Below are 24,897 nucleotides of genomic sequence, written 5' to 3' on the forward strand. Positions count from 1 at the left end.
GAGAAGAGATAACTTAGGATAACGATAAGGGGTAGAGCTTGGACGGAGATGAGTAGCCACAAATCTCCCCAAAGTTGAGCGCGAGAGGAAGCATCTTTAAGATCGAGGCTTCGCCCCCACTCTTTCCAGGTTTCTAGTGCTCCCTCATACATCCGCACCTTTAAAACCTTGGCTCCATCCAAAAAACCTACCTTGTATCCGGAGGCGGCTATATTCCTTGCCAGCGTTACATCATCGCAAAATGAATGACCGGCACTGCTATAGCCTCCAACAGCAGCTAATACAGAGCGACGGCATAAAAAGCATTGCCCATTAGCCATCACGCGTTCTGGTTGTTCTGAGTTAACCCCAGCTGGGTTAAATCTGTAAAGCAGAGTCATCAACAGGGCTGGTTGCAGCCAACACTCTCCTGGGTACTTGAGAATAAACTGAGGTGATAGAGAAACCAAGTCATATCCTTGAGATTCTGCTGTCTTAACTAAAGAAGCCACTAAACCGGGAGAGGGTTGAGTATCAGCATCCATACCTAGAAACCACTCACTTGCCTCTGAACTTTGCAAAAATCCGTTGTGTAGCGCCCAGGGACGCCCTACCCAGCCGGGGGGTAGGGGATCGTCTGTCATGAGACGAAAACGGGGGTCTTTTTGCTGCGCTGCTTTTACTAAGTCAGGGGTGCCATCACTTGACCTGCTATCGACAACAATCGTTTCCCGCACTTCGTAACTTTGCCGACTTATGCCTGTTAGTAAAGGACTAATACGACGGGCTTCGTTTAATGTGGGAATCACGATGCTCACAGACCCCAAAATTTCCGGAGTGGGATTTTTGGGTGTTATGGGAGGTTGACGGCTGGGGCCTCTCAGCAGGCGCGACAGTAATATAGCTGTCGCTGGTAGTTGGATGACCAACAAAAGTAGTGAGATAGCATTTGCTATCGTCCAAGGATCGATCACAATTGGTAAACTTTACTTGACAGCAACCTTAACATTTGCTATCGAAACTTCAGCAGTGGCTGTGGGCGATGTAACCTTCAGATTGTCGATGGCAGTTGCAGACAACCAAAGTGCAACAGCAGGAACAACCCCAAGTCCAAATCCCAAAGAAACTGGTATAAAGTACCCAGCCCCCAAACTGAGTCCGGCAGCAAAGATAAAGTTGCTCAAGTATACAATAATTGGCACCGTGAGTTGCGATCGCTCTAATTTAACGGGCGTGTTTCTCCACAACAGTGCCGCTACACTCATAAATAAAGCACTTGTGCCGAACCAACCAGCGTAGTTTTGATAAGGTGTGCCAAAGAACGCTCCTGGTTTTTCCCAATACCAGAAAGGAAAGGCGGTTTGGCTCATAGCTGGTTCCAAGGCAAAATCCCAACTGGTAAACAGTAAAGCTCCTAGCAGTACTGCAGCAATTTGACGACCTAAGGAGGGTTTTTCCGCTACTTTCAGCCCCGCACGAGCCAGAAGGTAAGCAGACAAACCTACGTAGAACCAAGATAAGGGAATTGTAAACGGCACAAGCCCTGCTATTTTATATCCCAATCCACTTAGGTAACTATAGTATCCAAAAGGAAACCCCGTACTAGTTCCCAATAACTCACTCCCTACCGATATCAAGAGAGCCGGAATCATAAATGACAGCCAAGTACGCCATCCCAACACTCGCTCGGCAAAAATTGATACAGCTATTGTCCCAAAAATGATGTCTACCACACCACCATCAGCCATACTTAACTGCATAGCTGTCTGTCCAACTCCCCCGCCCAAGTTCAGAATAACTTCGGCATGAGGTATGACCAGTAGAATACCTATCAGCCCAAAAACCTTGGCTGAAATATGACCGATTAAGCATATACGCTCAGTGATAACCAGCTGTCTCATGATAAATCCCTTGCAAGACGTGATGTGCAGCTACGCATTCTGCTAATAGTTTACAAATGTTTAAGAAAAAATTTAATACTTTATATAGCACTTCTGGTGAACCTTGTTTTGCTTTCTTTGAGAGAGCATAATTTCCTATTGATTGAAAGAAGAATAAATTATGATGATAAACTTATAGTCTAAAGTATTGGAACTACATTCTATACAACTTTATCAGCCTTTGGGAAAGGCACGAGGTATATTGTAGAGTGTAGAAGGGTGGAACAAGTTTTAAGGAATGCCCTTATTTGCCGATGCGATCGGTTATTTTAGGGGAATTCCAGAGTTATTGCTCGCGCTGAAAATCTAACCCATGTCATTTTTGAAAAGACTTCCTTGGGTTTCCCTCTCTCTCCTGCTACTAACCTACGCCACCTATGGCTGGTTGATATCCAAAGCCAACCCCCCCTTGGTTGTATGGCTCCTTGCTGTTACGGCTGCTCTTCTTCTAGCGGGAGGTTTAACAAGTCCTTTCAGTAAAGTTGCCGACTTCACCTTTTTTCTATTCAAGTCAAATCTCAGGTCTTTTAGCGTAACTGTTTTGGCAGCTCTGTTGTTTTTTATCATGCTTGCCTGGTTTCGGGTATTTTTAGATACTTTAGTAATTTTTGCTGCTTCTATCTTAGCAAGAATAGACTTTCAAACATCTGCTTTTAGCCAGGGACAGACCTTTTGGATTTTATCGACCATATCTCTCATCGGCTTAGGATTGGGTGCGATCGCTCAACGATTGTTTGTGTTGTCCGTACACGTACATTAAAAACCCCCTCTCGTTCCCAGGCGGAGCCTGGGAATGCAGACAGCGAGGCTCTGACTCGCGTAGCCATTAATACTAGAGGCTCTAAGTAGTCAGGCAAAATTCTTTATATATCTGTTGAACCTAAACTCATGATTTTACTTTGCACAGGTACTTACCTCGCATGGCTCTTGAGTACTGGAGGCGGAGCCTCCCCGAAGGCATTCCCAGGCAGAGCCACCAGATCGAGGTGAGGCTCCGCCTGGGAACGAGGTGAAACTGTTACGCAAGCCCAACCAACTTTGCACTCAGTTCCCACAGGTGCTGCGATTTCTCTTCATCGCTTGCTTCCGGAGAAACTTCTTGAACAAAGGACTTGCCATCTTTCTTTTGTCGATTTCCCCAACTCCAGTAAGCACCAGATTGGTTGTATGCAGGTGAAGTCACGACTTCTGCAACCCTCTTACCTGCTTCCTCTTCAGATACAAAGCCCCCAGTGATATTCTTTTGGAAAACCGGGAAAAGTTTCTGAAATAAGGGATAGTGATCGCGGAATAGCGCCGATGTTGCGACGCACCCAGGATAGAGAGAACTGAAGGTGATGCCGTGTGACTTATGATATCGCCGATGCAATTCTCTCATCGTCAAGATATTGCAAACCTTGCTATCTTTGTATGCCTTGACAGAGTTAAACTTTTTACCGTCAATCATTGAGATTGGGGCTTTAAATCCCTCCGCAAAACCCTTGAGATCTCCTAAGTCCGGACGAGGGGGAATCTTTCCTCCCAATTCTTTGGGATTGTGTGTGACAGTTCCCAAAATTACCAACCTCGGTTCCGAAGATGAAGAATTTTTTAAATCTTCTAACAAGAGGTTACACATGAGGAAATGCCCCAAGTGATTTGTGGCAACGCTTAATTCGTATCCTTCTGGGCTTCGCTTCGGTTCCTTTAATAAAGGCATATAAATTGCCGCATTGCACACCAACGCATCTAAGGATTTCCCGGTGTCCCTGAAGTTCTTCACAAATTGCCTAACACTTTCTAAGGATGCTAAGTCCACTTGCAGGATTGTGTAGCTATCTTGAGACATACCTACAGATTGGGCAGCTTTTTGGGCCTTGGAGCAATCCCGGCAAGCCATCACCACATGCCATTGCCCGGATTGGGAAAGAACTTTTGCAGCTTGCAAACCGATTCCGGAGGAGGCACCCGTAATTATGACCGTTGACTTCCGATGTTGTTCCATTCTCTTCCGACTTCGTTAAATCGATCGCCATGATTTCATATAAATTATGGTTAAGCGAATTGAGTAGCACTTACAGACGAATGTAATTATTCTTTACTTATTTCATCTTTTATGAAATGAGTACGTAGTTGCAGCTTCAACCAGATGCAACTTTGATTGTGCTTGGAAAGAGAAGGGTATTGGGTAACTGAAGCCCAAAATGGAGAAGAAGCGATCGCACTGTGCCAAACTCTACGTCCTGATACTGTGCTTCTTGATGCCACGATCGCAGGAATGAGTGGTTTTGAGTGTTGTTCTCAGTTACGAACTATTCCTAATTGGTAGTACATTTCTATTTTAATGATTGCGGGACTTGAAACTGCTTTAGACATCACAATCAACAATTTGTACCAATCAAACCCCTCCATTGTTTTATTAATAACCCCGCTAAATGGAAAGAAGATAAGAACAATCTGGCAAATTCATGGATGTAGTGCATTATACCATGCTTTAATATTACTTTAATGAAATGCTAGAGCGGATAGAAGAAACAAGAGAGTTTTTGCCACAGAAAGACCCATTAGATTACCTTCAAAAAAAATTACGCAATGAAAACCCTCTAGATTATCTTTACAACAAAGTAACCTTACAGTTTAGTCAAAATGAAAACGCAAAAAATAAACAGCAAAAATTAGATCGTGACTTAGATTTATTAAGAATGTTATTGAATGAGGATCGTCAATTTACCTGGAAACAGCTATATATTCTCAGTCGATACACTGTCAACTTCAATCCAGCAGTGGAGTCTATTCTTAAAGCTGAAGTTCCAGTACAACTGACAAAAGACAATCTGTGGATTTAGGACTATGATTGGTTATAAAATGATGATGTATTAGAGTCAAAAAGAGCATTAACTACTTCCTTCTCGCCTTTGAATTTTTGTTTGACTTTATGGCTTAAGTACTCATACTGTTCCTGGCTTGTGTCAGCAAATGCTTCTTCAGCATTTGATGGAATGTCCTCATAGTTGAGAGCCGTTTGGAATTGCTCGGCTGTCAAATCATATCTTGTACCTTCTATTTCATTATAGAAGTGCCATCGATCTGCGATCGGAGTTTTCAGAATTTTTCCACCAAACATATCTTGGATAACAAGCGCGGTTACACTACATTGTCCGCAACTCGGATTTTCCAAAGACCAGAGAGAACTTGATTTTTTTGACCAGTACTTTTTAAGTATTTCTCGTAAAACTTGTTCATTCATAACTTTGTACCCACTTTTTGTGCGATCGCAATTGCGGTTTAAGTTCAAGCATTTGGTAAATTAGTATTTAGATAAGAAAATTTTTAGCCGATGTGGAAGTTCTTCTACACTTCGATATCCAAGACCCACTATTCTAACTGTAGATGGCAAGTGTCCTTCAGGAGCGCTTAAACTAAAAATATAATCCTCATATTTTGTCCACTCATTATTTACAAGATTGAATAGCCATCCTACGCGATCGCCAAAACGTTTATAGTCCTCGTTGGCATCTTGCCAAATACGCTTTTGAATGCTAAAGCCAAATTTTCCATTACTATATTTTAACCACAGGTTATTAATAATTCTCAGGTCATGACGTGGGAATTGTCTGATATTTCCGTCATCTAACCAGCATTCTCCTTCACGCTCAGATACCTTGAGTATTGCATTGTAAGTTTCTAAATCCGCTTCATTCCATTTGTTTCCTACTAATAACTCTTTTAATTTAGTATAATCCCAACCGGAAGCAAGAGAAATAAGAGTTAATTCTGCTTCTAGATTGGAATACTGTGATTGTAAATTTGATAAGGCTTGTAAAATTTTTGATTGCAAATGTTCTTCAAACTTTGGCTGTTGAATTTGAGCTTGTAAATAGATTAATTGTTCTTTTATTTGTGCCAACTCTTCAAATATTTTAGAATTCCTACTTAATTGGATAGCAGACATCAATTCTTTTAAATTTTGCAATTCGCTTTGAAAATTATCGGCTATATTTATAGCCTCTATTGCAGACTCTTCTGTAATTAAAAGTCTTTCTTGTGTAATTTTTAACTCGGATTTTAATTTATTTATTTCTGTTTGATAGCTTTGAATATTGGATTCTAAAGTTGGGCTATAGTTTGTTTTTAAATTATAAAGCTCTTCTTGTAACTCTTTATGTGTACGTCTCAGGTTTTCTATTGCTTTTTTATAATAACCTAATGGTGTCTTCCCATTACTATCAATTGTATTACTCATATATACTTAGTATAAATTGTGTTTGTTGATTTTTAAATAACCTGTTAAATGACTGACGCGCAAGCAAAAGTGCTTCTGTGCGAGCGAAACTTTCCATTGTGTTTCGCCAAAAATCGCAAAGTAAACCGTACTTTATCCAATCTCCCACAGCCTGCCTTTTCAGTATACTCACATCTTGGACTAAAGTATTAATACTGAATTTTCAAGTTTTTAATAAACATATATTTTTATCAATAAGACGAAAAATATGAATTTCTAGCCTGCGTAGGCGGACTTCGTTTGTAGAGCCACGATTTCCAATCGCTTGGCATTCCAAACAGCACAGCGGGCGAGGACGCCCGCCCCACTCCATGTGGTCTATTAATCTGAAAATGGCTGTAAATCAACACCCTAGGCGGAGCCTCTCAAAAGGCATTCCCAGGCGGAGCCTGGGAACGAGATCGGAGTCAGCTGCGCTGGTCCCTGGTCAATAGTCACTGCAACCTATACGTTAAAACGGAACAACAGAACATCGCCTTCTTGAACGATGTACTCTTTTCCTTCACTGCGAACTAAACCTTTTTCCTTCGCACCATTCATCGAGCCAGATGTTACCAAATCTTTATAAGCAACTGTTTCTGCACGAATAAATCCTCGTTCAAAATCGCTGTGAATGACACCTGCTGCTTGTGGTGCTGACATCCCTGCTGTAATAGTCCAAGCACGAGTTTCTTTTTCTCCGGTCGTAAAATATGTCCGCAGACCTAACAAAGTATAAGTAGCACGAATTAATGATTTTAAACCGCCTTCTTCTACTCCCAAAGATGCTAAAAATTCTGCTCTTTCTTCTTCTGGTAAATCAATCAATTCTGATTCTACCTGAGCGGAAACAACCACAACTTGTGCATTTTCTTGGGCTGCAACTTGCCGCACTCTTTCTACATATTCATTCCCTGTAGAAAGGTCATCTTCTGACACGTTGGCAGCATAGATTATGGGTTTTGCTGTCAGTAATTCCAGTGGTTTAACTATCTCAGCTTCTTCTTCTGTTAAACTCACCTGACGTGCTGATTTCCCTTCATTTAATGCAGCTGCTATTTTTTCCAGCAATGCTAATTCAATCTGTCCTTCTTTGCTAGACCGGGCTTGTTTGCGGGTGCGTTCTATCCGCCGTTCAACTTGAGCTAAGTCAGCTAAGCCTAGTTCCAGGCTGATAGTTTCAATGTCTCGCACTGGATCGACTGAACCAGCAACGTGGATAATGTCGTCATTTTCAAAACAACGTACCACATGAACGATCGCATCTACTTGTCGAATGTGAGACAAAAATTGGTTACCCAGTCCCTCGCCCTGGCTGGCTCCTTTAACCAAACCGGCAATGTCTACAAACTCTACACGCGCCGGAACGATTTGTTTTGAGGAGGAAATTTTTGCTAAAACATCTAACCGTTCATCTGGTACAGCAACAACGCCGACATTCGGTTCAATGGTACAAAAGGGAAAATTGGCTGCTTCTGCTTTAGCATTGGCAACCACGGCATTAAATAAAGTCGATTTTCCAACGTTAGGGAGTCCGACAATTCCGGCTCGTAGCATTTTGGATTTTGGGTTTTAGATTTTGGATTCTAAATTATAGTAGCTTAGCTACTATACAGGACCGGGAACTGTTTGGGGAATTGGTCCCGGTACTGGCTGAGGAATAGGCGCGGGTACTGGTTCGGGCGCTGGTGCGGGTACTGGTTCGGGTGCGGGACTGGGTACTGGTTCCGGTACTGGTCCTGGTATTGGCTGTGGTACTGGATCGGGAGTCAGGGGGATGTTTGGTAATGGTCCGGGATCGGGATAAATCATATTGTATCTGCTGAAATTATTATTTCTTATCCCCAACCTAGATAACATTAGATGCTAATGACATCTTCCTAAAAACATATCTGCTGATACCAAATTGAAACAAGAATGCTACAGATAGTTGGCTCAAACCAAATCTAGACAGGGCTTTCTCAATCCAAAATCTAAAATCTAAAATCCAAAATGGTATAACTATGCTCGCTCAAAATCAAACACCCCTGCTAGACACTTTAAAAGCTTGTGCAGAACGTCCTCATGCTCCCTTTTACACCCCAGGACACAAGCGGGGACAAGGAATTTCTCCATTATTGACTGATGTTTTTGGTCAATCTGTCTTTCGTGCGGATTTGCCAGAACTCGCAGAACTTGATAATCTTTTTTCACCCAGTGGCGTTATCCACCAAGCGCAACAACTGGCTGCAGAAGCATTTGGTGCTTCACAAACTTGGTTTCTGGTGAATGGCTCTACCTGCGGTATTGAAGCAGCAATTTTGGCTACTTGTAGAGCTGGCGATAAAATTATACTACCTCGCAACGTTCATTCTTCTGCGATCGCGGGCTTAATTCTATCTGGCGCAATCCCCATTTTTGTTTATCCAGAATACGACGCCGTTTTAGATATTGCCCACAGCATGACTCCCAACGCCGTAGAAGCAGCACTACAACAACATCCAGATGCCAAAGCAGTGTTGATGGTATACCCCACATACTACGGTGTTTGCGGAGATGTGAGAGCGATCGCATCCCTTGCCCATCAACATAACATTCCCCTACTTGTCGATGAAGCACATGGCGCACACTTTGCCTTTCATCCCCAACTTCCCACCCCAGCCCTAGCAGCAGGTGCCGATTTAACAGTGCAATCCATACATAAAGTCCTCGGTGCAATGACACAAGCATCCATGCTGCACATTCAAGGTAACAGAATAGATCCCGATCGAGTGAGCAAAGCGTTACAACTTGTGCAATCCACCAGCCCCAGTTATATACTGTTAGCCTCTCTTGATGCAGCACGTCAACAAATGGCACTGCACGGCAAAGAGCTAATGTCCCGTACATTGGAACTAGCAGAAAATGCCAGAAGCCGTATCAGTCAAATTCCCGGATTATCAGTGTTAGAAATTTCTCCCAAACCTGCTATTCAAGGAGCGATCGCCCTAGACAAAACACGCTTAACCGTCACCATTTCTGGTTTAGGTTTAACTGGCTTTGAAGCAGAAGAAATTCTCAATGACAAGCTAGGCGTGACGGCTGAATTTGCATCCCTACAGCATCTCACATTTATTATTAGTTTAGGAAATACCCAAGAAGATATAGAGAAATTAGTGCAAGCTTTCACAAAGCTTTCCATAAAGATGGGGAATAGGGAGTGGGGCGATCGAGGTCTCCACAAAGTGGGAATTAGGGGCATAGGGAGTAGTATTGGTAATTCCCCTATCTTATCAGAATTGAAATACTTTAATAATTCTTTGTATCTTTCACCTCGTGAAGCTTTCTTTGCAGCAACAGAAAATTTACCGTTAAAAGAAACTCAAGAAAGAATTTGTGCCGAAATTATTTGTCCTTACCCTCCAGGAATTCCTGTTTTGATGCCAGGAGAAGTTATTACCGAAACAGCTTTAGATTATCTTCAATCCATTCAAAGAACCGGCGGTTTTATTAGTGGATGTGTAGATAGCAGTTTACACAAATTGAAGGTAGTTAAAAGTAAATAAACTTTAGCATGGTACATTGCAATGTCAGCGTCACGGATAAGTTCGCCATCGGTAGCAGCCATCCTTCGTCCGGTAACGATTCTCGAAATTGAGCGTTGGTACCCCAGTATTCAACTTCTCCATTTCTCTAAGAGTAACCCAGTGGTCGTCTGGATGCACGAAGTTTAGAAAAGGACTGGCTAATAATTCTGCTTCTGAGTAAGCGAGGGTTTGCGTAAACACAGGGTTGATCTGCTTAAAATAGCCATCCAGACTAATAATCGACAGCAGATCGAGCGATTTCTCAAAGAAAAAGGGGCATTGCATAAATGCGGGATGAATTAGCTTTGGGTAGGTATTTCTCCATACTTTAAATAGTGTAGTCACAATAGTACTGAGGATATATGCTTATTTGCCTGCTCGTTTTACAGACTTGCTCAATTTAAGTCTTGCGGCACAACTTGCATTTCAAACCTTCTGACCACAATAAAAATGCCCCCACAAGCGAGGGCTAGAAGCTTAAATTATTAAAGTTTATGAATTTATTCTCACCGTTATACCTTCCAATCGCATTGTTACACCTTTGGAAAGAGGGCTAGAGATATCTTTTACAGCTTAAGACATAGATAAAATATTTGTATGATTATTTGTCATGATTTTCCAACTTATCAAAAAAAGTGTTACAATAAATACAGAAATAAATCGTTCATCTTTATAAGACGGTGAAAAATTGATTTTTCAGCGAAATGTCTTGTAGAGACGGAAGTAAGGAAATATCCCCAAGGAACGCGCCTCATTTTATCCAACGACTCCAACAATTCATTTCGATTCAGAGGCGAGACAAATGAAACTCACATATCGTGGTACTCATTATGAACAAAATCCCCTAAATCCCGAAGTCACCGCAGGCGAAACTGGAGGGAAGTATCGGGGGCAAACTTGGACACGCCATTACCCAAGACACATTCCTCAGACTCAACCCATAGCTGAGTTGAAGTATCGTGGTGTAGCTTATTCTATCGGCGACCCATTAGACGTAGAATTGATGGTGCTGTCCAAGCAGCGCAGCAAAGATGCCAGTGTGGTAGAGTCTGGCAGTGTTAAAAAGTGTGCGAATGAGATAACCAAAGCACATCTCACCAATATCCGTCGTAATTTAGAACATCGCCTGCAAGTTGCTCGAGAACAGGGAGATCAAAATCTCATTCGCTTGCTTGAGGATGAAGCAAAGCAGATTGCTTAAGAGGCTAATTGCTAATTGCTAATTGCTAATTGCGTTCTTACCATTAGCCATTAGCCATTAGCCATTAGCCATTCCTATTTATCCAAATTCCCCTGATGCCAGCTTTTTTAGCCCCGTGGTAGTCTTCTGCAACACTATCACCAATATGCCATGCAACTTCGGGCGGGCAGTGATGTTTTTCTAATGCAGTCTCAAAAATTTTAGGGTCTGGTTTAGCAGCACCGGCTTGGGTAGAAATAGTGATCGAGCCAAAAAACTCTCTGAGTTCCAAATCCTGCAATACTGAATAAATTCGGGAATCAAAATTAGACAGTATACCTAGTTCTATTCCCAGTCGTCGCCAGTTTACTAAAGCGGGCAGAACATCAGGATAAACAATCCACGGTTCTGCTGTGCCAAAGTGGATGTAAACTTCGCTAAAAAAAGTAGAAAAGTCTGTAAATTTTTCTAAAACACCTGCTTTTTCAAAGGTTTTTCGCGCTATTTTATACCACCACTCAAACTCATATTGAGGAATATCTTGTGGTTCTGCATCTGGAAAGATGGGCGGTGGGGAAGTTTTAAAGCTTTGGATAAATGCTTTGTTCAAAATATCAGACCGCACCTCCACGCCAAACTCTTGTGCTATTTGACTGTAAACTTCGCCCACGCTCCCTTTAACACCAAAGAGAGTGCCAACAGCATCTAAAAAGATAACTTTCGGTCTTTCCATCATAAAGGGATCGGCAATTAGCGATTAGCAATGAGCAATTAGCAATCAGCACTAACTGCTTTTTATTAGTGTTTCTATAATAGGACGGGCGAGCCAATTAAAACCAACTTTAAATTTTTGGTCTAAGGTTGGCAGTCGATAAAGATAGGCAAGACGTCGGGCTGCATAAGCTAGGGGACCGTTTAATTTGACTCCCAACCCAGTGAGTGTTGCATTGTCTATCCCTAATGTCATCATCTCACCCAAGTATTGGTAGCGGAAGGGCAGTAAAGGACGATTGGTTAAAGTTGCCCAAATATTCCACGCCGCATAATCCGCTTGTTGGAAAGCTGCTTGGGCTGTTGCAGGTACTTGCTGACTGTCTGCATCACGGCAATCGGCTAAATCTCCTACGGCAAAAATTTCGGCATGGTCTTCAACTTGAAGAGTTGATATGACGCTAATTTGGCCTCGTTGGTTTTGTTTGATGGGTAAATTTCTTACCACGGGTGATACTCTGGTTCCCACCGTCCAAATCACCAAGTCTACGGGAATGGTATCAATCTGATTTTTGTACTCCAAGGAAATGCTGTCTTGTCCGATGGATTCTACTTTGGTTTCTAAATCGATAAATACACCCCGTTCTTCTAAGGCTTTGGTTGCTGCTTGTCTGTTAAATTCTGGGGATGTTCTCAAAATTTGATCGCTGAGTTCAATCAGTCGAAATCTTCCTTTTTCCCCAAGCCTATCTGCTAGTTTGCATGCTAGCTCTACTCCACTATATCCACCACCAACAATTGCTACTCTGATTTTGTCTGTTTCTGATTCTTCTAGCACTCGCAGTCGTTCTTCTAAACGATAAACGTCTGTAATACTACGGAATGGGTAAGCGTAAGATGTTGCTCCTGGTACTATATCTAAGGGTGTTTCGCCACCTAATGCCAGTAACAATCGGTCATAAGATAATTCAGGTCCATCATGTAGGTGTATGCGTCGCTGGTCTATATCAATTCCCGACACAACACTTTGACAAAACCGCACACCTGTGCCTTGTAAAAGTTCTTCAAATGGTGGGGCAATTTCCCAAGTTTGCAATTCCCCAGTTAATAGTTCGTAAAGAAGGGGAGAAAAGAGGAAGCGATCGCTTTGATCTACCAGAACGATTTCCGGCTTCTGTGAATTTTCCCAAGGCAATTCACTCAGACGTAATGCAGTGTAGAGACCACCAAAGCCTCCTCCAAGGATACAGATTCTAGCAGGTTGTTGAGTCATCGATTTTCCGGACGTGAATCCCAGCAGGGCTACTTACTCCAGTGTACTGATTTCCTGCCTTCAGTTGCCATCAACCAAGAGTCCCAATTTTTGCCATAAGTTGTGCGCTACTCAAACAATGAAATTACGTAGGTTGGGTTGAGGAACGAAACCCAACATTTACAAGCATTTGTTGGGTTTTCCCACGGGTAAAGCCCAACCTACAAAAATTCGAGAGTCCTTGCAGTATTGAGAGTGATTCAATCTGGTTGTAAGCCTGCATAGGTGTCAGTTTTCCAGATATTTCTAAACAGGTGATAATGCTAACTTTGTGCGAAAATTCTTGCAGGTTAGCGTTAAATGCTAAGTTTTCGGGCTTTATTTGACCGTAATAGCGTGCGCGAGGGTAGATAAAGCTGCTTTTATCTAATGGCTTGGATGTTTCCATCTATTTAATCCTTATTATAAATCTTTTTTAACCTTAAGTTAATTTCAGCTTAACTTTTTTGCTAGCATAAAATCTTTACTACAAGTTCCCCATGAATTTACTGAGTCATTGAAAGACTCAAAATGTCATAAGTTCTTAACTTAATTACGAATTGCAACAATCCTTGAATTACAGCAGTTTTCATTGAATGAAATACAAGGATGCATCATTTTGTGGCTTGAATAAGTCAAAATTATACGAAATACGAAAAGTTTAATAAGAAGGTTTCTTAGTAAATATGGGTCAGAAAAACAAAAAAGAACTTGTACAATCTGGTGTGCTTCCATATCGGATACAAAACGGAAAAATTGAAGTCTTGTTAATTACAACTTCTAACCGTAAAAACTGGTTAATTCCCAAAGGTGGAATTTGCAAGGGGATGAGTCCGCCTATTTCTGCTGCAAAAGAAGCATGGGAAGAAGCCGGAGTTGTGGGACAAGTTAATACTGATGTACTTGGAAGTTATAAATATCGCAAACAAGGCAAGAGACATAAAGTAAAACTTTATACGCTTTTAGTTGAGACAGTGAGCGACAATTATCCTGAAGTTACTCAAAGACAACGACAATGGTTGGATGCTCGCGAAGCAGTTTGTGTGATTAAACGAAATTCACTCAAGCGAATGCTGAAGCAGTTTCTGAAAACTCAGCCATATTGTTGCGATTTTGGATAGCTACAGCATCAGTACAGCATTCAACATCGCGTGAAACACGGTTTTTTAGTAGAGACGCTTCAAAAGACATCCCCGCAAAAGAATGTAGAGACGCTTCAAACAGCGCGTCTCTACTCCCTCTATACATTCAGTCCAGTGCTACCAACTTCTTTAAGCGATCGCAAATTCAGCTATGGGGATCGCATGCACTCCCGCCCCGTTGGTGAGAGTAATATCGCGTTTTAAATACTGTTCTAAGTTAGTTGGTGTGAGGATGCGATCAACTCCTGCATTGGGTGCATGATGCCACCGGAGTTTTGGTGCTGCTTCTAGTACAGTATTTAAGATTGTCGGTTTTACCAAAAACCAACTGAAATAAACTTCAGCATCTGTAGCATCGCCATCAATATTGCCATCACTATCTAGACTTACAAAATTTACATCTGAAGGTAGTTGCGGTTGAAGATCTTCTACAATGTTTGTAGGTAATATAAGTTTCATTTTTAGTTATAAATAACAGTTTACTAGTAAATGTAGAGAAGCCTCTCCTGAGTAAGCTATGGTGTACACACAAGTCTGAAATAGTTCATAGACCGAGATTTTAGACTGATTTTTACCCCACCCTAACCCTCCCCTTGGAAAGGGGAGGGAACTAGATTTCTTGTTTCCCCCCTTTCACGCGTGGGGATTAAGGGGGGTAAAGCCAACTTGTGTGTACATGGTAGCTGAATAGGAGAGGTTGAGATAGGTGAAAACGTTGGAGATGAAAACTTAAGTATAATTTTTTATTAGCGTTGTTGATTGTAAATCCAGTCGGTTAATTGAAAATCTGACCGAGCAAGTTTTTGCGAAACTAAAAACTTCTTTGTACTTTCTAACAGTTGCAGTCCTCTTGCTGGTAGTGGTTCTTCTGGAAATTGTGATAAAGGAAAGGAAGCTTTCACGATATCAACTGGGTATCCAGAAGCTTGAGCGTGAAATTGGTAATACTCTTGCGGACGAGCTTTGATTTCTTTGAGTGATGTTTGTCTAATACGATGCCATGTTTTGGGAAAATCAGGATATTTAGTCAAAAAAGTTTCTGTTGCTACAGTCACACTTGTGCCCGGTAAATCTGGGTGTTTGACGGCTTCATCAAGAACTGGGTATCCTTTGGCACGTAAAAGAGGACCTGTTCCGGTTGCAGCTGCGATCGCAGCTACATTACCTCTCTCTAATGCTGCTTGTGCTTCAGGAGGCAGTAGGTGGACAACAGTGACTTGTTGGGCAATACCAGACTTTTGTAACAATCCTATCAAATAGCGGTGCATATACGACCCTTTTGATGTTGCTACTTTTTGCCCTTTCAGTTCTGCTAATGAACGAGGTCCATTCTTTTTAGCTACTAACCAAGCATTTGTACCCACTTGTTCTTGACCGATCAACTTTGTTGGCACTCCATTTGAGCGAGCCACAATAGCTGGTGTATCCCCATAAATACCTACGTCTACTTGACCTGCGACTAAGGCTTCATTGAGGTTTGGTCCGTTAGGAAAACCAAGCAATCGCAACTCTGTAATACCCAACTTCTGTAACTCTGGTTTGAGGCGACCTTTATAAAGCGCCCATCCCGCAGGTCCTGTTGGAGTTTTACCACCGCTGCTACTGATATAGCCAAGACGTAGGGTAGAAGTATTGTTTGATGTGGGTTGAGATAAAGTTGGACTCGAGCTATGAAATGCTCCTAACAACAATATCGCAAGTGTGACTGCGGTTAAGGATTTGACCGTTTTGCTTGCTTTTGGCAAAACATTTGAACTTGGTAGAATCTGCATGAGGTAGGAATCGCGAACAGAGTAACACTTCCTTTTCATAGTCAGATATTGATAAGTGTGATGTGCTGGAAAACTTGTTTTGTTACTTCATATGTCTCAACAACTCGTAGGTTGAGTCTTGTTTCGCCCCGCTTTCACGCCCGCGACCCCAGCCCACGTCTCGGCGATAACTTCCTAAAAACCCTTTTTCAGCTAAAATTTGTTCATTTACTGACTCAAGTGGTTCGACTTGAGGTGCGACATAAAGAGCATCTGTGGGACAATACAACTCACACATGAAACAAGTTTGACAGTCGCTTTGTCTGGCAATAGTTGGTGGTGCATTTGGTACCATATCAAATACGTTTGTTGGGCAAACGTTGACGCACACATTACACTCAATACACCTTGATTCGCTGATTAACTCTATCATGCTCTCACTCCTTAGGGGTTAGGGGTCGGGGTTAGGGGTTAGGGATTGGAGTTAGAAATGATTTTCTGTTCCTCGTCCCTAGCCCTAATCCTAGCCCCTACTTTGACCCAAACTTTATCTAAACCTCCACTCACTAAATAACGCTGTTGATTGGCGTCTTGTTGTGGATAGTCTAGATGTTTGTGCATTCCACGAGTTTCTTTCCTCGCTAGAGCACTGTTATACATCCACCTTGCTGTTGCTACCATCGATGCTGCTTCTCTTGCTCGCACGAGATTGCGATCGTCTACTGCAAGGTTAGTGCGGATTTCTTTCCAAAGGTGATCTAAGTTCTGTAGGGATTCTGTCAAGCCTTTTTCAGTACGGAAATAATTGCGATCGTATGGGAAGACTTCGGCTTGAGTTGCCCGAATTGCTTCTTCTACCTTCAAAGTACCTTTACTTGTGGGATTGAATGCAGTTTCGCCTATTGCTTCCGTATGGCGAACTTGTGCTTTGTCTCCGAGTTGTTTGGCGTAGGATGCAGCAGACTGTCCCGCCCAATAACCAGAAGATAATGCCCAGGCTGCATTATGGCTACCGCCTCCTGTGAATCCACCACAAACTAATTCTCTTGTGGCAGCGTCTCCAGCAGCGTATAATCCGGGAACGGATGTGGCACAGGTGTTATCTGTAATCCTAATTCCACCAGTACCTCGCACAGTTCCTTCTAAACGCAGTGTGACGGGAAAGTGTTGGGTAAATGGATCGATACCCGCACGATCAAAAGGTAAGAAGAAGTTGGGTTGTGCTTTCCGCATAGCTACCCTCATATCTTCTTCTGCTTTGTCCAATATAGCGTAAACTGGCTGGTTCAGTAGGGTTTGGGCAATAACAGACCGTCCTCGCTGCGATCCCGCACCCGGAATTGGTGTGCCGTCTTCGTAAGTAAATGTTGCCCAGTTGTAAAATAGAGTTTTGGTGACGGAAGAAAAGGCGGGTGCGATCGCGTAGGCATTAGAAAACTCCATACCTGACATATGAGCACCCGCTTCGGCTGCCATGAGGTAGCCGTCCCCTGTCAAGACATTACAACCGAGTGCTTTACTTAAAAAAGCACAGCCTCCAGTTCCAATGATGACTGCTGCAGCCCGAACCATCCATGTTTTCCCTGTCTGACGATGGACTCCGGTTGCTCCTGCAACTGTACCCTCAGAATCTACAAGCAGTTGCAAAGCTGGGCTGTGGTCTAAAATTGTCACTCCTGCCCGTTTGACTTGCTTTCGCATGAGTCGCATATACTCCGGACCCTGCAAAGAACGGCGGTAGGGTTTGCCTTCATCATCCGTAGGAAAGGGATAACCCCAGTCTGCAAGCAAGTTAACGTTGGCATAGGTTTGGTCAAGAACCCGCTTCATCCAATCGCGATTTGATAAATACCCACCCAAAGCTTCACGAGATGCCATTGCTGCTTCCCTGGCTTCTGGATCGGGCGGCACATACCACACCCCATTCCCAGATGCAGCCGCACATCCACTTGTACCGCAATATCCCTTATCTACCAGAACAACATTCGCACCGGAAGTGGCTGCACTCCAAGCAGCCCAAGTGCCAGCAGGACCGCCTCCTATAACGAGTACATCTGTTTGTATATTTGGGTCAAAATTGCCTGTAGATGAATGCTTCATAAGAAGAATTTTCCTGATGATTGTTTGCTAGTAGCCCGCCACATTTCACCTCGTTCCCAGGCGGAGCCTGGGAATGCCTTAAGCAGAGGCTCCGCCTGGGAATGCCTTAAGCAGAGGCTCCGCCTTCTGTTCTCTACCTAGAGTGCGAGGCTCTGCCTCGCAGTATGCGTTCCCAGCCAGAGACTGGGAACGAGGGACGAGAGAACGAAAGAGGAATCAAAGGATAAAAACCAGCAGCTTTCTAGCAAAAGCTGCCGATCGAGTTCGCATTGGCATCTATTTAAAATACGGTTATTCGGTAAAGTTACCGCTATAGCCTAATAGGAGAGTGTTGCATACTTTTATGAGAAAAGCAAGGAGCCTAAGAAAAAAGATCTGCCCCCTACCCCCTACCCCCTACCCTCTTGCATTATGGAGCTGGATTGGGATAACGAGTGTGAACGGCGTTCAATTCTGCCAGTATCTCTTTGTCAAGAGTCACATTGACGCTATCTATGTTTTCTTGAAGTTGTTCTAGAGTTGTTGCACCAACGATCGCACTGGTGACAAACCAACGGCTAATGACAAAGGCTATGGCTAATTGTGAGGGCTTGAGATTGTGACTGCGGGCAATTTCGACATAAGCTGCAACAGCTTCTCTTACATTAGGCTTGAGATAGCGCTGTCCAAAGTTTTCAAAAAGAGTCAGCCTTGTATTCTCTGGTCTATTGCCTTCTACGTATTTGCCTGATAGTAAACCAAATCCTAAAGGGCTGTACGCTAGCAAACCAATGTTTTCGTAACGGCAAGCTTCTGCTAAAGCGGAATCAAAGACCCGATTCAGCAAATTATAAGCGTTTTGAATGGCAACAACTTTGGGCAATTTCAATTGGTTGGCAATTTGACTAAACTGAGTCACACCCCAAGGAGTTTCATTACTCAAGCCCAGGTATCGAATTTTTCCCTCCTTGATGATATCAGCAAAAGCCGCAAGCTGTTCCGCGATGGGTACTGTTTCACGCTCAAAATTTGGGTTGTACTCTGTGTGCCCAAAGGTAGGAACATAGCGATCGGGCCAGTGGATTTGGTACAAATCGATGTAATCTGTTTTTAAGCGCTTTAGGCTGTCATCTACTGCTTGCTTGATATTATCGCGTTTTATGTTTGTCGATCCTCCCCTCACCCAGGTTATAGGACGACCTGGTCCAGCTATTTTTGTAGCAATAATCAGTTTATCCCGTTGTTGCTTTTTTAGCCATTCTCCTATAAAAGCTTCGGTTCGCCCTTGCGTTTCAGCACGAGGTGGTACCGGATACATTTCCGCAGTGTCAATAAAGTTGATTCCTTGGCTGACAGCATAATCTAGCTGTAGATGTGCGTCTTCAATGGTATTTTGTTGACCGTAGGTCATAGTTCCAAGACAAATTTCGGAAACCTTGAGGTCGCTCTCACCTAGTTGATTGTACTTCATATGCAAGAGAAAGTTTTTTCCCGATAGTTTTCTTATCTAAGACACAAAAATACTACACCTTTACAAAAGATACTGTAAATTTACCAAAATACGTGTGTTTTCCTGAAAACGATGGAATCTTATCAGATTTAACTTCAACAAGCAACTTAAGTTTTCAAAAAGTAACTTCTAGGAGATTGTAGCTAAAAATACCTAATAAATACAGTTTTTATGAAATACTCCTATCTAGTAGAATCAAACATCATAATTTTGACAGAATTGCCGTATTTTTATTGAAAATCAAGTTTTTTAGGCTAATAGCACATACTTTTTGCCTGCACTAGTTTTACGAATTTTGAATTATTGACTTGACAAAAAAAGGATTAAATATGAAGGATAAAGAATGAACGAGCAACTGATTTAGGACTCCTATTTGATTTTTGAAATATCAGTAGATAGGGCTAAAGCCCACCAATGACCTTGTGTGTACGGCATAGCCCTACCTACGTGTTTACAAATCAAATAAGATTTCTATAGATAAATATAATTACCAGCGAAGCGATTTATTGATGGATTTAGTTCCTGTTTTAGTGATGAACAAAATTGTTTGGAATCTACTGCTAGCTACTCCAGTTATTTTAAGTATCTTTTTAGCAACTGATACAAAAACTGTTGCCCAATCAACAGAAACAACGGCACAAACAACAAAAGTTGAAGAACGACTGAGTGAACCAGATGTATCGCCAGGTTCTTCTTTGCTCAAACCTAAAGAAAGAGGCTTGTCTAAAACACCTTCAGTTTCTGAGTTAGAAAGCGGATCTACATCAACTTTACAACCGCAAACTTCTTCAGCAAAACAGAAAGGAAATTTGCCTCAGACAACATCGGTTTCGCAGCTTTCAGATGTACAACCAACTGATTGGGCTTTTGTTGCCTTGCAATCTTTGGTTGAGCGTTATGGTTGTATTGTAGGCTATCCAGACAACACGTATCGTGGTAATCGCGCTCTTTCTCGTTATGAGTTTGCAGCAGGTCTAAATTCATGCTTGGATCAAATCAATCGACTCATCGCATCCTCTACAGCTGACTTGTTAACCAAAGAAGATTTAGCTGCTTTAGAAAGATTAACTAAAGAATTTGGTCCAGAAATTTCTGAGTTACGAGGGCGAGTAGACGGTTTGGAACCTCGTATTGCTGAGGTAGAAGCCAATCAATTTTCCACAACGACCAAATTGGTGGGTGATGCAGTATTTGTAGTGGCTGATGCCATTGGCCCACGAGCAAATAATACAGAGCCTGATGATACTGACGATGACTCTAACGCCTTTTTTGGTTACCGCGCCAGACTGGGTCTACAAACTAGTTTTAGTGGTAGAGACCAGTTAACAACAAGTTTAACGGCATATGGTATTCCTAACATGGGGGCGTCAACAGGAACTCAAATGACCCGTTTTACCTTAGACGGAGGAGCTAACTACCCAGATGGGGACTTGTATGTTGATGCGTTGTACTATCGTTTCCCTATAGGCAGTAAGGCAACTGCTTGGGTAGGTACTCGGACACTCAATCCACCTGCTTATATGCCGACAGTTACAAACTTAACTGGTAGCGCCCTTAACGGTGCATTCTCGCGGTTTGGACAGTTTAACCCCACCGTTTACCGACCTGGCTTTGATGGTGCGGGGGCGGCATTTGCTTACCGATTTAACGATCAACTTCAATTTCATGCGAGTTACATAATTGAAGGGTTCCAAGTTAATTTGCCAACTAGAGGACTCAGCGATAGTACATCCCTTGCCATTGGGCAACTCACCTTTTCTCCAAGTCGCAAGTTAGATGTTGCTTTGACTTATGCTCGCAAATACTATGTTGCTCAATCTGGGTTTAACTTGACTGGAGGTACGGGAAGTGCATTCGCCAGAAATCCTTTTCAGCAAAATGCCACAACATCTGATAATTTTGGGCTTCAATTCAACTGGAGAGCCACTCCTGGCTTTGCTTTGGGTGGTTGGTTTGGTTATACTCGCGCACACCAAGAGACAGGGGGTGATAGTGAAGCAACAATTCTTAATGGTGCTCTCACCCTTGGTTTTCCAGATTTATTTAAAGAAGGTAACTTAGGAGGATTTGTAATTGGTGTACCACCTAAAGTGACAGACAGTGACTATAGAGTGGCAGGACAGCGAAGAGAAGATCCAGATACTTCTTTACATATTGAGGCTTTCTATCGCTTCCGCTTGAATAGCAATATCAGTCTGACACCCGTTGTTTATGTAATTACCAAACCAGAACATAATGATGCTAACGATCCTATTTGGGTGGGTGTTCTTCGTACCAGTTTTGCTTTTTAGCAAAAGTTTATGGTGGAAATTGGTTTTTTTTCTTAAAATACTACGGTAAATCAACCAGTATTAAGTAATTAATGTTTTTTGTAGGAGTAAAGTTGGGTGCTTGACCAAATTCTTCAAATTTTACTCAGTCAATGGAAAGCATTGACAGAACACCGATTCCAAAAGCTTGACAAAAGCAAGAGACTGTTCTCTATCTTGCCCATGTCAATTTTTGGAGCTTTTATTGCTGGGTTATGTCTGAGCTTGTTATTTGCTGCATGCTCAGTTAATAATTCTGCTGATACTTCTAACCCTACAGCAACATCCGTTGCTAACAGTGGTTCAACCAAAGCATCAGTCCTCAGATTTGGCTATCAAAAATCAGCAATATTAATCAAAGCCAAGGGGGTTTTAGAAAAACGCCTGCAACCTGAAGGCGTCTCTGTTGAGTGGATTGAATTTCCCGCAGGTCCGCAACTTCTAGAAGCCTTAAATGTTGGTAGCATTGATTTTGGTCATACAGGCGAATCACCACCAATTTTTGCCCAAGCCGCAGGTGCAGCACTAACCTACATTGCGGGAATAGCCGCTAGCCCTCAAGGTTCGGCGATTCTTGTTCCGCAAAATTCTCCCATCAAAACATTAGCAGACCTAAAAGGCAAAAAAGTCGCTTTTCAAAAAGGTTCTAGCGCTCACTATATGTTGTTGCAACTTCTGGAAAAAGCGAAATTGCAATACAGTGATATTCAGCCCGTATATTTACCTCCAGCTGATGCTCGTGCTGCCTTTGTTAAAGGTAGTATAGATGCTTGGTCTATTTGGGACCCCTTTTATGCAGCTGCTGAAAAAAATGCCAATGCTCGTGTTTTAGTAGATGGTACGAATGTCAACAAACAAGGCGGATATTATTTAGCTAGCCGCAAGTTTGCTGATGAGAACCAAGAAACGATAAAGGCGGTATTAGAAGAAATTCAAAAATTAGAGGAATGGTCTGATAAAAATCGGAACGCTGTGGCAGAAACTCTTTCACCCGTCTTAGGCATTGATTTAGATACAATGAAAACCGCAACTAATCGAAAACGTTTTGGGGTTGTACCCATCACTGACGATCTAATTGCTACACAACAGCAAGTAGCAGATACATTCTACAACTTGAAGTTGATCCCAAAGAAAATTGATGTCAAAGAAGCTATGTTAAAACCAGAACAATACGCTTCATTGTCTCCCAAAATATAATTTGGTTAGTGGTTGGTGGTTAGTTGTTAGTGGTTAGTAGGGTGGGCAATGCCCACCACATAGCACTATAAGCGGGCAAGATGCCTCCACCACAAGAGATTTTTTATTTGGAAACAACCAACCATTAACAACTAACAACCAACCACTAACCACTAACAACTAACCACCAACCACTAACAACCAACAACTCATGACAAATCCAACTGAGTTATTACATCACCGCTATGGTGTTGATACCATTAATACAAATATTCTGTGGAACGACACTCTAGCGAATTTGCTTTCTCACCGTTCGATTCGTGCTTATCTTTCCGAGCCTTTACCGCCCGGTACTCTAGAAACCTTGGTAGCTGCGGCTCAATCTGCCTCTACTTCCTCTAATCTCCAGACGTGGAGTGTAGTGGCTGTAGAAGATGCACAACGCAAAGAAAAATTGTCACAACTGGCTAACAATCAAGCTCATATCCGGCAGTGTCCTCTATTTCTTGTGTGGCTGGCTGATTTAGCTCGTCTGGCTTACATTGCTGAGAGTCGCGGTTTGCCTCATGAAGGTTTGGATTATTTAGAAATGTTCCTTATGGCAGCTATAGATGCAGCACTAGCAGCGCAAAATGCAACTGTAGCTGCTGAATCTCTTGGTTTGGGAACAGTGTATATTGGTGCATTGCGTAATCATCCTGAGGCAGTCGCTGAAGTTCTTAATTTGCCCCCGCACGTCTTTGCTGTGTTTGGGTTGTGCGTGGGCTATGCCAATCCTGCTCAACCAGCTGCTATTAAACCACGTTTGTCTCAGTCGGCTGTCTTGCATCGGGAAACTTACAAGCTGGGACAACAAGATGAGGCGATCGCACAGTATAATGATGTCATGAAAGCTTTTTACACCTCGCAACAGATGAGCGTCCCAGGTGACTGGTCGGAGCACTCTGTGAAGCGAGTTATGTCATCTGCGTCTTTATCAGGACGCGATCGCTTGCGTGAAGCTTTAAAAACTTTAGGCTTTGAGCTGCGATAACAGTAGAGAATAGTTATTGGTCAGTGGTTAGTGGTTGGTGGTTGGTGGTTAGTAGTTGGTGTGAAAAATTACAACTAAAAACTAAAAACTAGCAACTAACAACTAACAACTAACAACTAACAACTAACTATACATACAAATGAATTTACAACTGAAAGGTCAAATTGTTTTAGTAACAGCGGCAAGCAAAGGTTTGGGTAAAGCAACAGCACGGCAATTTGCTTGCGAGGGAGCAAAAGTGGCTATCTGTGCCCGCAGCGAGTTAGTGGAAAAAGCAGCTGCTGAAATTGAAAATGAAACGGGTGCAGAAGTCTTGGCTATACGTGCAGATTTGACTAAACCAGAAGATGTTGAACGGGTTATTGAGACTACAGTCAAAAGATTTGGGGGTTTGGATATTCTTGTGACAAATACAGGGGGTCCACCGTCGGGTAGTTTTGATGATGTCGATCTGAGTGAATGGGAAACTTCTGTAAATTTGATTTTGTTAAGTGCAGTTCGACTGATTAAACTTGCATTACCTTATTTGCGTAAATCATTTACTCCGGCAATTCTTACCATCACTTCCTCTTCAAGTAAACAGCCGGTTCAAAATCTAATTTTGTCAAATTCTATTCGGTTGTCTGTCATTGGTTTAACAAAAAGTTTAAGTCGAGAACTTGGGCTTGACAGAATCCGCGTCAATAGTATCTTACCTGGTTGGACTTATACAGAACGGGTTGAAGAATTGATAGCAGCCCGTACTGTCAGAAATGGCAAATCTCCTGCAGAAGAAATTGCTAATATTAATTCTACAGTGCCTTTGGGTCGTATGGGTAAACCGGAGGAGTTTGCTAACGTTGCGGTTTTCTTGTGTTCGCCTGCGGCTTCGTTTGTCAATGGAGTTATGTTGCAAGTCGATGGGGGACTTTGTCAATCTGTACTTTAGGAAGTGTCTCATAGTATCTTGATATTTTTCTTCTGACCTCTTGACTCTCCAGTGTACTGGAGCATTCATGATGAAAGTTAGTT

26 protein-coding genes and 1 riboswitch are annotated in these 24,897 nt (G+C 42.4%); of the genes, 10 read left to right on the plus strand and 16 right to left on the minus strand.

The features are described 5' to 3' along the window. Both F7734_RS44830 and cruF read right to left on the minus strand, forming a co-directional pair. Positions 1–953 (minus strand): glycosyltransferase family 2 protein (locus F7734_RS44830; RefSeq protein ID WP_166482533.1); only part of this gene is annotated, 953 nt, incomplete at its 3' end. A 12-nt stretch (positions 954–965) separates the two neighbouring features. Next, positions 966–1,880, minus strand: coding sequence for a gamma-carotene 1'-hydroxylase CruF (cruF, locus tag F7734_RS44835; RefSeq protein ID WP_155750824.1), 915 nt, complete (start codon positions 1,878–1,880; stop codon positions 966–968). A 352-nt stretch (positions 1,881–2,232) separates the two neighbouring features. On the opposite strand from cruF, the gene F7734_RS44840 reads away from it, so the two are divergent. Beyond that, positions 2,233–2,679, plus strand: a complete 447-nt coding sequence (locus F7734_RS44840; RefSeq protein WP_155750825.1) for a hypothetical protein — start codon at positions 2,233–2,235, stop codon at positions 2,677–2,679. Between the two features lie 258 nt (positions 2,680–2,937). Here F7734_RS44840 and F7734_RS44845 read toward each other — a convergent pair whose 3' ends face one another. Next, positions 2,938–3,903, minus strand: coding sequence for a protochlorophyllide reductase (locus F7734_RS44845; RefSeq protein ID WP_155750826.1), 966 nt, complete (start codon positions 3,901–3,903; stop codon positions 2,938–2,940). Between the two features lie 162 nt (positions 3,904–4,065). On the opposite strand from F7734_RS44845, the gene F7734_RS44850 reads away from it, so the two are divergent. Together F7734_RS44850 and F7734_RS44855 are read left to right on the plus strand one after the other, a co-directional pair. Then, positions 4,066–4,227, plus strand: a complete 162-nt coding sequence (locus F7734_RS44850; RefSeq protein WP_166482534.1) for a response regulator — start codon at positions 4,066–4,068, stop codon at positions 4,225–4,227. Positions 4,228–4,411: 184 nt separating this feature from the next. After that, on the plus strand, positions 4,412–4,744 hold the full coding sequence (locus tag F7734_RS44855) for a hypothetical protein (RefSeq protein ID WP_155750828.1): 333 nt from the start codon (positions 4,412–4,414) through the stop codon (positions 4,742–4,744). A 2-nt stretch (positions 4,745–4,746) separates the two neighbouring features. Here the strand turns inward: F7734_RS44855 and F7734_RS44860 are convergent, their stop codons facing one another. From F7734_RS44860 to F7734_RS44875, 4 genes are all read right to left on the minus strand, one after another. Next, positions 4,747–5,145 (minus strand): hypothetical protein, encoded by a 399-nt coding sequence (locus F7734_RS44860; RefSeq protein ID WP_207714353.1) that lies wholly within the window; start codon positions 5,143–5,145, stop codon positions 4,747–4,749. A gap of 60 nt (positions 5,146–5,205) precedes the next feature. Further along, positions 5,206–6,141: a GUN4 domain-containing protein gene (locus F7734_RS44865; RefSeq protein WP_155750829.1), complete on the minus strand. Its 936-nt coding sequence runs from the start codon at positions 6,139–6,141 to the stop codon at positions 5,206–5,208. Positions 6,142–6,624: 483 nt separating this feature from the next. Continuing rightward, on the minus strand, positions 6,625–7,716 hold the full coding sequence (ychF, locus tag F7734_RS44870) for a redox-regulated ATPase YchF (RefSeq protein ID WP_155750830.1): 1,092 nt from the start codon (positions 7,714–7,716) through the stop codon (positions 6,625–6,627). 51 nt (positions 7,717–7,767) lie between these two features. Further along, positions 7,768–7,971 (minus strand): hypothetical protein, encoded by a 204-nt coding sequence (locus F7734_RS44875; protein ID WP_155750831.1) that lies wholly within the window; start codon positions 7,969–7,971, stop codon positions 7,768–7,770. A 191-nt stretch (positions 7,972–8,162) separates the two neighbouring features. Here F7734_RS44875 and F7734_RS44880 point away from each other — a divergent pair, with 191 nt between their 5' ends. Beyond that, positions 8,163–9,683 carry an aminotransferase class I/II-fold pyridoxal phosphate-dependent enzyme gene (locus F7734_RS44880; protein ID WP_155750832.1) on the plus strand — a complete coding sequence of 507 codons (1,521 nt, stop codon included), beginning with the start codon at positions 8,163–8,165 and terminating at the stop codon, positions 9,681–9,683. Positions 9,684–9,713: 30 nt separating this feature from the next. On the opposite strand, the gene F7734_RS44885 is transcribed toward F7734_RS44880, so the two are convergent. Next, positions 9,714–10,049 carry a PAS domain-containing protein gene (locus F7734_RS44885; protein ID WP_347566393.1) on the minus strand — a complete coding sequence of 112 codons (336 nt, stop codon included), beginning with the start codon at positions 10,047–10,049 and terminating at the stop codon, positions 9,714–9,716. A 314-nt stretch (positions 10,050–10,363) separates the two neighbouring features. After that, positions 10,364–10,455, plus strand: a riboswitch (Glutamine riboswitch). 51 nt (positions 10,456–10,506) lie between these two features. On the opposite strand from F7734_RS44885, the gene F7734_RS44890 reads away from it, so the two are divergent. Then, positions 10,507–10,905: a DUF4278 domain-containing protein gene (locus tag F7734_RS44890; RefSeq protein ID WP_155750833.1), complete on the plus strand. Its 399-nt coding sequence runs from the start codon at positions 10,507–10,509 to the stop codon at positions 10,903–10,905. Between the two features lie 64 nt (positions 10,906–10,969). Here F7734_RS44890 and F7734_RS44895 read toward each other — a convergent pair whose 3' ends face one another. The 3 genes from F7734_RS44895 to F7734_RS64450 all read right to left on the minus strand — a co-directional run bounded on the left by F7734_RS44895 (position 10,970) and on the right by F7734_RS64450 (position 13,295). After that, positions 10,970–11,617, minus strand: a complete 648-nt coding sequence (locus tag F7734_RS44895; RefSeq protein WP_155750845.1) for an HAD family hydrolase — start codon at positions 11,615–11,617, stop codon at positions 10,970–10,972. Positions 11,618–11,668: 51 nt separating this feature from the next. Beyond that, entirely contained in the window at positions 11,669–12,868 is a 1,200-nt protein-coding gene (locus F7734_RS44900) for an NAD(P)/FAD-dependent oxidoreductase (RefSeq protein WP_155750834.1), read from the minus strand. A 124-nt stretch (positions 12,869–12,992) separates the two neighbouring features. Next, positions 12,993–13,295, minus strand: a complete 303-nt coding sequence (locus F7734_RS64450) for a hypothetical protein (protein WP_243147417.1) — start codon at positions 13,293–13,295, stop codon at positions 12,993–12,995. A gap of 277 nt (positions 13,296–13,572) precedes the next feature. On the opposite strand from F7734_RS64450, the gene F7734_RS44910 reads away from it, so the two are divergent. Beyond that, the gene (locus F7734_RS44910) at positions 13,573–14,007 is read left to right on the plus strand and encodes an NUDIX hydrolase (RefSeq protein WP_155750835.1); all 435 of its coding nucleotides are present in this window, start codon (positions 13,573–13,575) and stop codon (positions 14,005–14,007) included. Between the two features lie 150 nt (positions 14,008–14,157). On the opposite strand, the gene F7734_RS44915 is transcribed toward F7734_RS44910, so the two are convergent. The 5 genes from F7734_RS44915 to F7734_RS44935 form a co-directional block, all read right to left on the minus strand. Continuing rightward, entirely contained in the window at positions 14,158–14,487 is a 330-nt protein-coding gene (locus F7734_RS44915) for a hypothetical protein (protein WP_207714354.1), read from the minus strand. A gap of 287 nt (positions 14,488–14,774) precedes the next feature. Then, the gene (locus F7734_RS44920) at positions 14,775–15,839 is read right to left on the minus strand and encodes an ABC transporter substrate-binding protein (protein ID WP_243147418.1); all 1,065 of its coding nucleotides are present in this window, start codon (positions 15,837–15,839) and stop codon (positions 14,775–14,777) included. 43 nt (positions 15,840–15,882) lie between these two features. Further along, complete coding sequence (locus F7734_RS44925; protein ID WP_155750836.1) at positions 15,883–16,212, minus strand: 4Fe-4S binding protein; 330 nt, start codon at positions 16,210–16,212, stop codon at positions 15,883–15,885. A 38-nt stretch (positions 16,213–16,250) separates the two neighbouring features. Further along, the gene (locus F7734_RS44930) at positions 16,251–17,879 is read right to left on the minus strand and encodes an FAD-binding protein (RefSeq protein WP_155750837.1); all 1,629 of its coding nucleotides are present in this window, start codon (positions 17,877–17,879) and stop codon (positions 16,251–16,253) included. Between the two features lie 409 nt (positions 17,880–18,288). Continuing rightward, on the minus strand, positions 18,289–19,329 hold the full coding sequence (locus tag F7734_RS44935; RefSeq protein WP_155750838.1) for an NADP(H)-dependent aldo-keto reductase: 1,041 nt from the start codon (positions 19,327–19,329) through the stop codon (positions 18,289–18,291). Between the two features lie 548 nt (positions 19,330–19,877). Between F7734_RS44935 and F7734_RS44940 the strand changes: the two genes are divergently transcribed. The 4 genes from F7734_RS44940 (at position 19,878) to F7734_RS44955 (ending at position 24,814) form a co-directional block, all read left to right on the plus strand. Continuing rightward, on the plus strand, positions 19,878–21,659 hold the full coding sequence (locus tag F7734_RS44940) for an iron uptake porin (protein WP_243147419.1): 1,782 nt from the start codon (positions 19,878–19,880) through the stop codon (positions 21,657–21,659). A gap of 96 nt (positions 21,660–21,755) precedes the next feature. Continuing rightward, the gene (locus tag F7734_RS44945) at positions 21,756–22,874 is read left to right on the plus strand and encodes a sulfonate ABC transporter substrate-binding protein (protein WP_166482535.1); all 1,119 of its coding nucleotides are present in this window, start codon (positions 21,756–21,758) and stop codon (positions 22,872–22,874) included. A gap of 190 nt (positions 22,875–23,064) precedes the next feature. Then, complete coding sequence (locus tag F7734_RS44950; protein WP_155750839.1) at positions 23,065–23,886, plus strand: NADPH-dependent oxidoreductase; 822 nt, start codon at positions 23,065–23,067, stop codon at positions 23,884–23,886. Positions 23,887–24,025: 139 nt separating this feature from the next. Beyond that, the gene (locus tag F7734_RS44955; protein WP_155750840.1) at positions 24,026–24,814 is read left to right on the plus strand and encodes an SDR family oxidoreductase; all 789 of its coding nucleotides are present in this window, start codon (positions 24,026–24,028) and stop codon (positions 24,812–24,814) included. Positions 24,815–24,897: the final 83 nt, after the last annotated feature.

It is taken from the genome of Scytonema sp. UIC 10036, from assembly GCF_009725235.1.

Bases quoted from the DNA above. Each gene is read 5' to 3' on its own strand.
- F7734_RS44890 (WP_155750833.1), top strand. From the start codon at position 10,507: ATGAAACTCACATATCGTGGTACTCATTATGAACAAAATCCCCTAAAT.
- F7734_RS44865 (WP_155750829.1), bottom strand. From the start codon at position 6,141: ATGAGTAATACAATTGATAGTAATGGGAAGACACCATTAGGTTATTAT.
- F7734_RS44875 (WP_155750831.1), bottom strand. From the start codon at position 7,971: ATGATTTATCCCGATCCCGGACCATTACCAAACATCCCCCTGACTCCC.
- F7734_RS44915 (WP_207714354.1), bottom strand. From the start codon at position 14,487: ATGAAACTTATATTACCTACAAACATTGTAGAAGATCTTCAACCGCAA.
- F7734_RS44845 (WP_155750826.1), bottom strand. From the start codon at position 3,903: ATGGAACAACATCGGAAGTCAACGGTCATAATTACGGGTGCCTCCTCC.
- F7734_RS44855 (WP_155750828.1), top strand. From the start codon at position 4,412: ATGCTAGAGCGGATAGAAGAAACAAGAGAGTTTTTGCCACAGAAAGAC.
- F7734_RS44940 (WP_243147419.1), top strand. From the start codon at position 19,878: ATGGATTTAGTTCCTGTTTTAGTGATGAACAAAATTGTTTGGAATCTA.
- F7734_RS44925 (WP_155750836.1), bottom strand. From the start codon at position 16,212: ATGATAGAGTTAATCAGCGAATCAAGGTGTATTGAGTGTAATGTGTGC.
- F7734_RS44935 (WP_155750838.1), bottom strand. From the start codon at position 19,329: ATGAAGTACAATCAACTAGGTGAGAGCGACCTCAAGGTTTCCGAAATT.
- F7734_RS44860 (WP_207714353.1), bottom strand. From the start codon at position 5,145: ATGAATGAACAAGTTTTACGAGAAATACTTAAAAAGTACTGGTCAAAA.
- F7734_RS44955 (WP_155750840.1), top strand. From the start codon at position 24,026: ATGAATTTACAACTGAAAGGTCAAATTGTTTTAGTAACAGCGGCAAGC.
- ychF (WP_155750830.1), bottom strand. From the start codon at position 7,716: ATGCTACGAGCCGGAATTGTCGGACTCCCTAACGTTGGAAAATCGACT.
- F7734_RS44900 (WP_155750834.1), bottom strand. From the start codon at position 12,868: ATGACTCAACAACCTGCTAGAATCTGTATCCTTGGAGGAGGCTTTGGT.
- F7734_RS44910 (WP_155750835.1), top strand. From the start codon at position 13,573: ATGGGTCAGAAAAACAAAAAAGAACTTGTACAATCTGGTGTGCTTCCA.
- F7734_RS44920 (WP_243147418.1), bottom strand. From the start codon at position 15,839: ATGAAAAGGAAGTGTTACTCTGTTCGCGATTCCTACCTCATGCAGATT.
- F7734_RS64450 (WP_243147417.1), bottom strand. From the start codon at position 13,295: ATGGAAACATCCAAGCCATTAGATAAAAGCAGCTTTATCTACCCTCGC.
- cruF (WP_155750824.1), bottom strand. From the start codon at position 1,880: ATGAGACAGCTGGTTATCACTGAGCGTATATGCTTAATCGGTCATATT.
- F7734_RS44895 (WP_155750845.1), bottom strand. From the start codon at position 11,617: ATGGAAAGACCGAAAGTTATCTTTTTAGATGCTGTTGGCACTCTCTTT.
- F7734_RS44840 (WP_155750825.1), top strand. From the start codon at position 2,233: ATGTCATTTTTGAAAAGACTTCCTTGGGTTTCCCTCTCTCTCCTGCTA.
- F7734_RS44930 (WP_155750837.1), bottom strand. From the start codon at position 17,879: ATGAAGCATTCATCTACAGGCAATTTTGACCCAAATATACAAACAGAT.
- F7734_RS44950 (WP_155750839.1), top strand. From the start codon at position 23,065: ATGACAAATCCAACTGAGTTATTACATCACCGCTATGGTGTTGATACC.
- F7734_RS44880 (WP_155750832.1), top strand. From the start codon at position 8,163: ATGCTCGCTCAAAATCAAACACCCCTGCTAGACACTTTAAAAGCTTGT.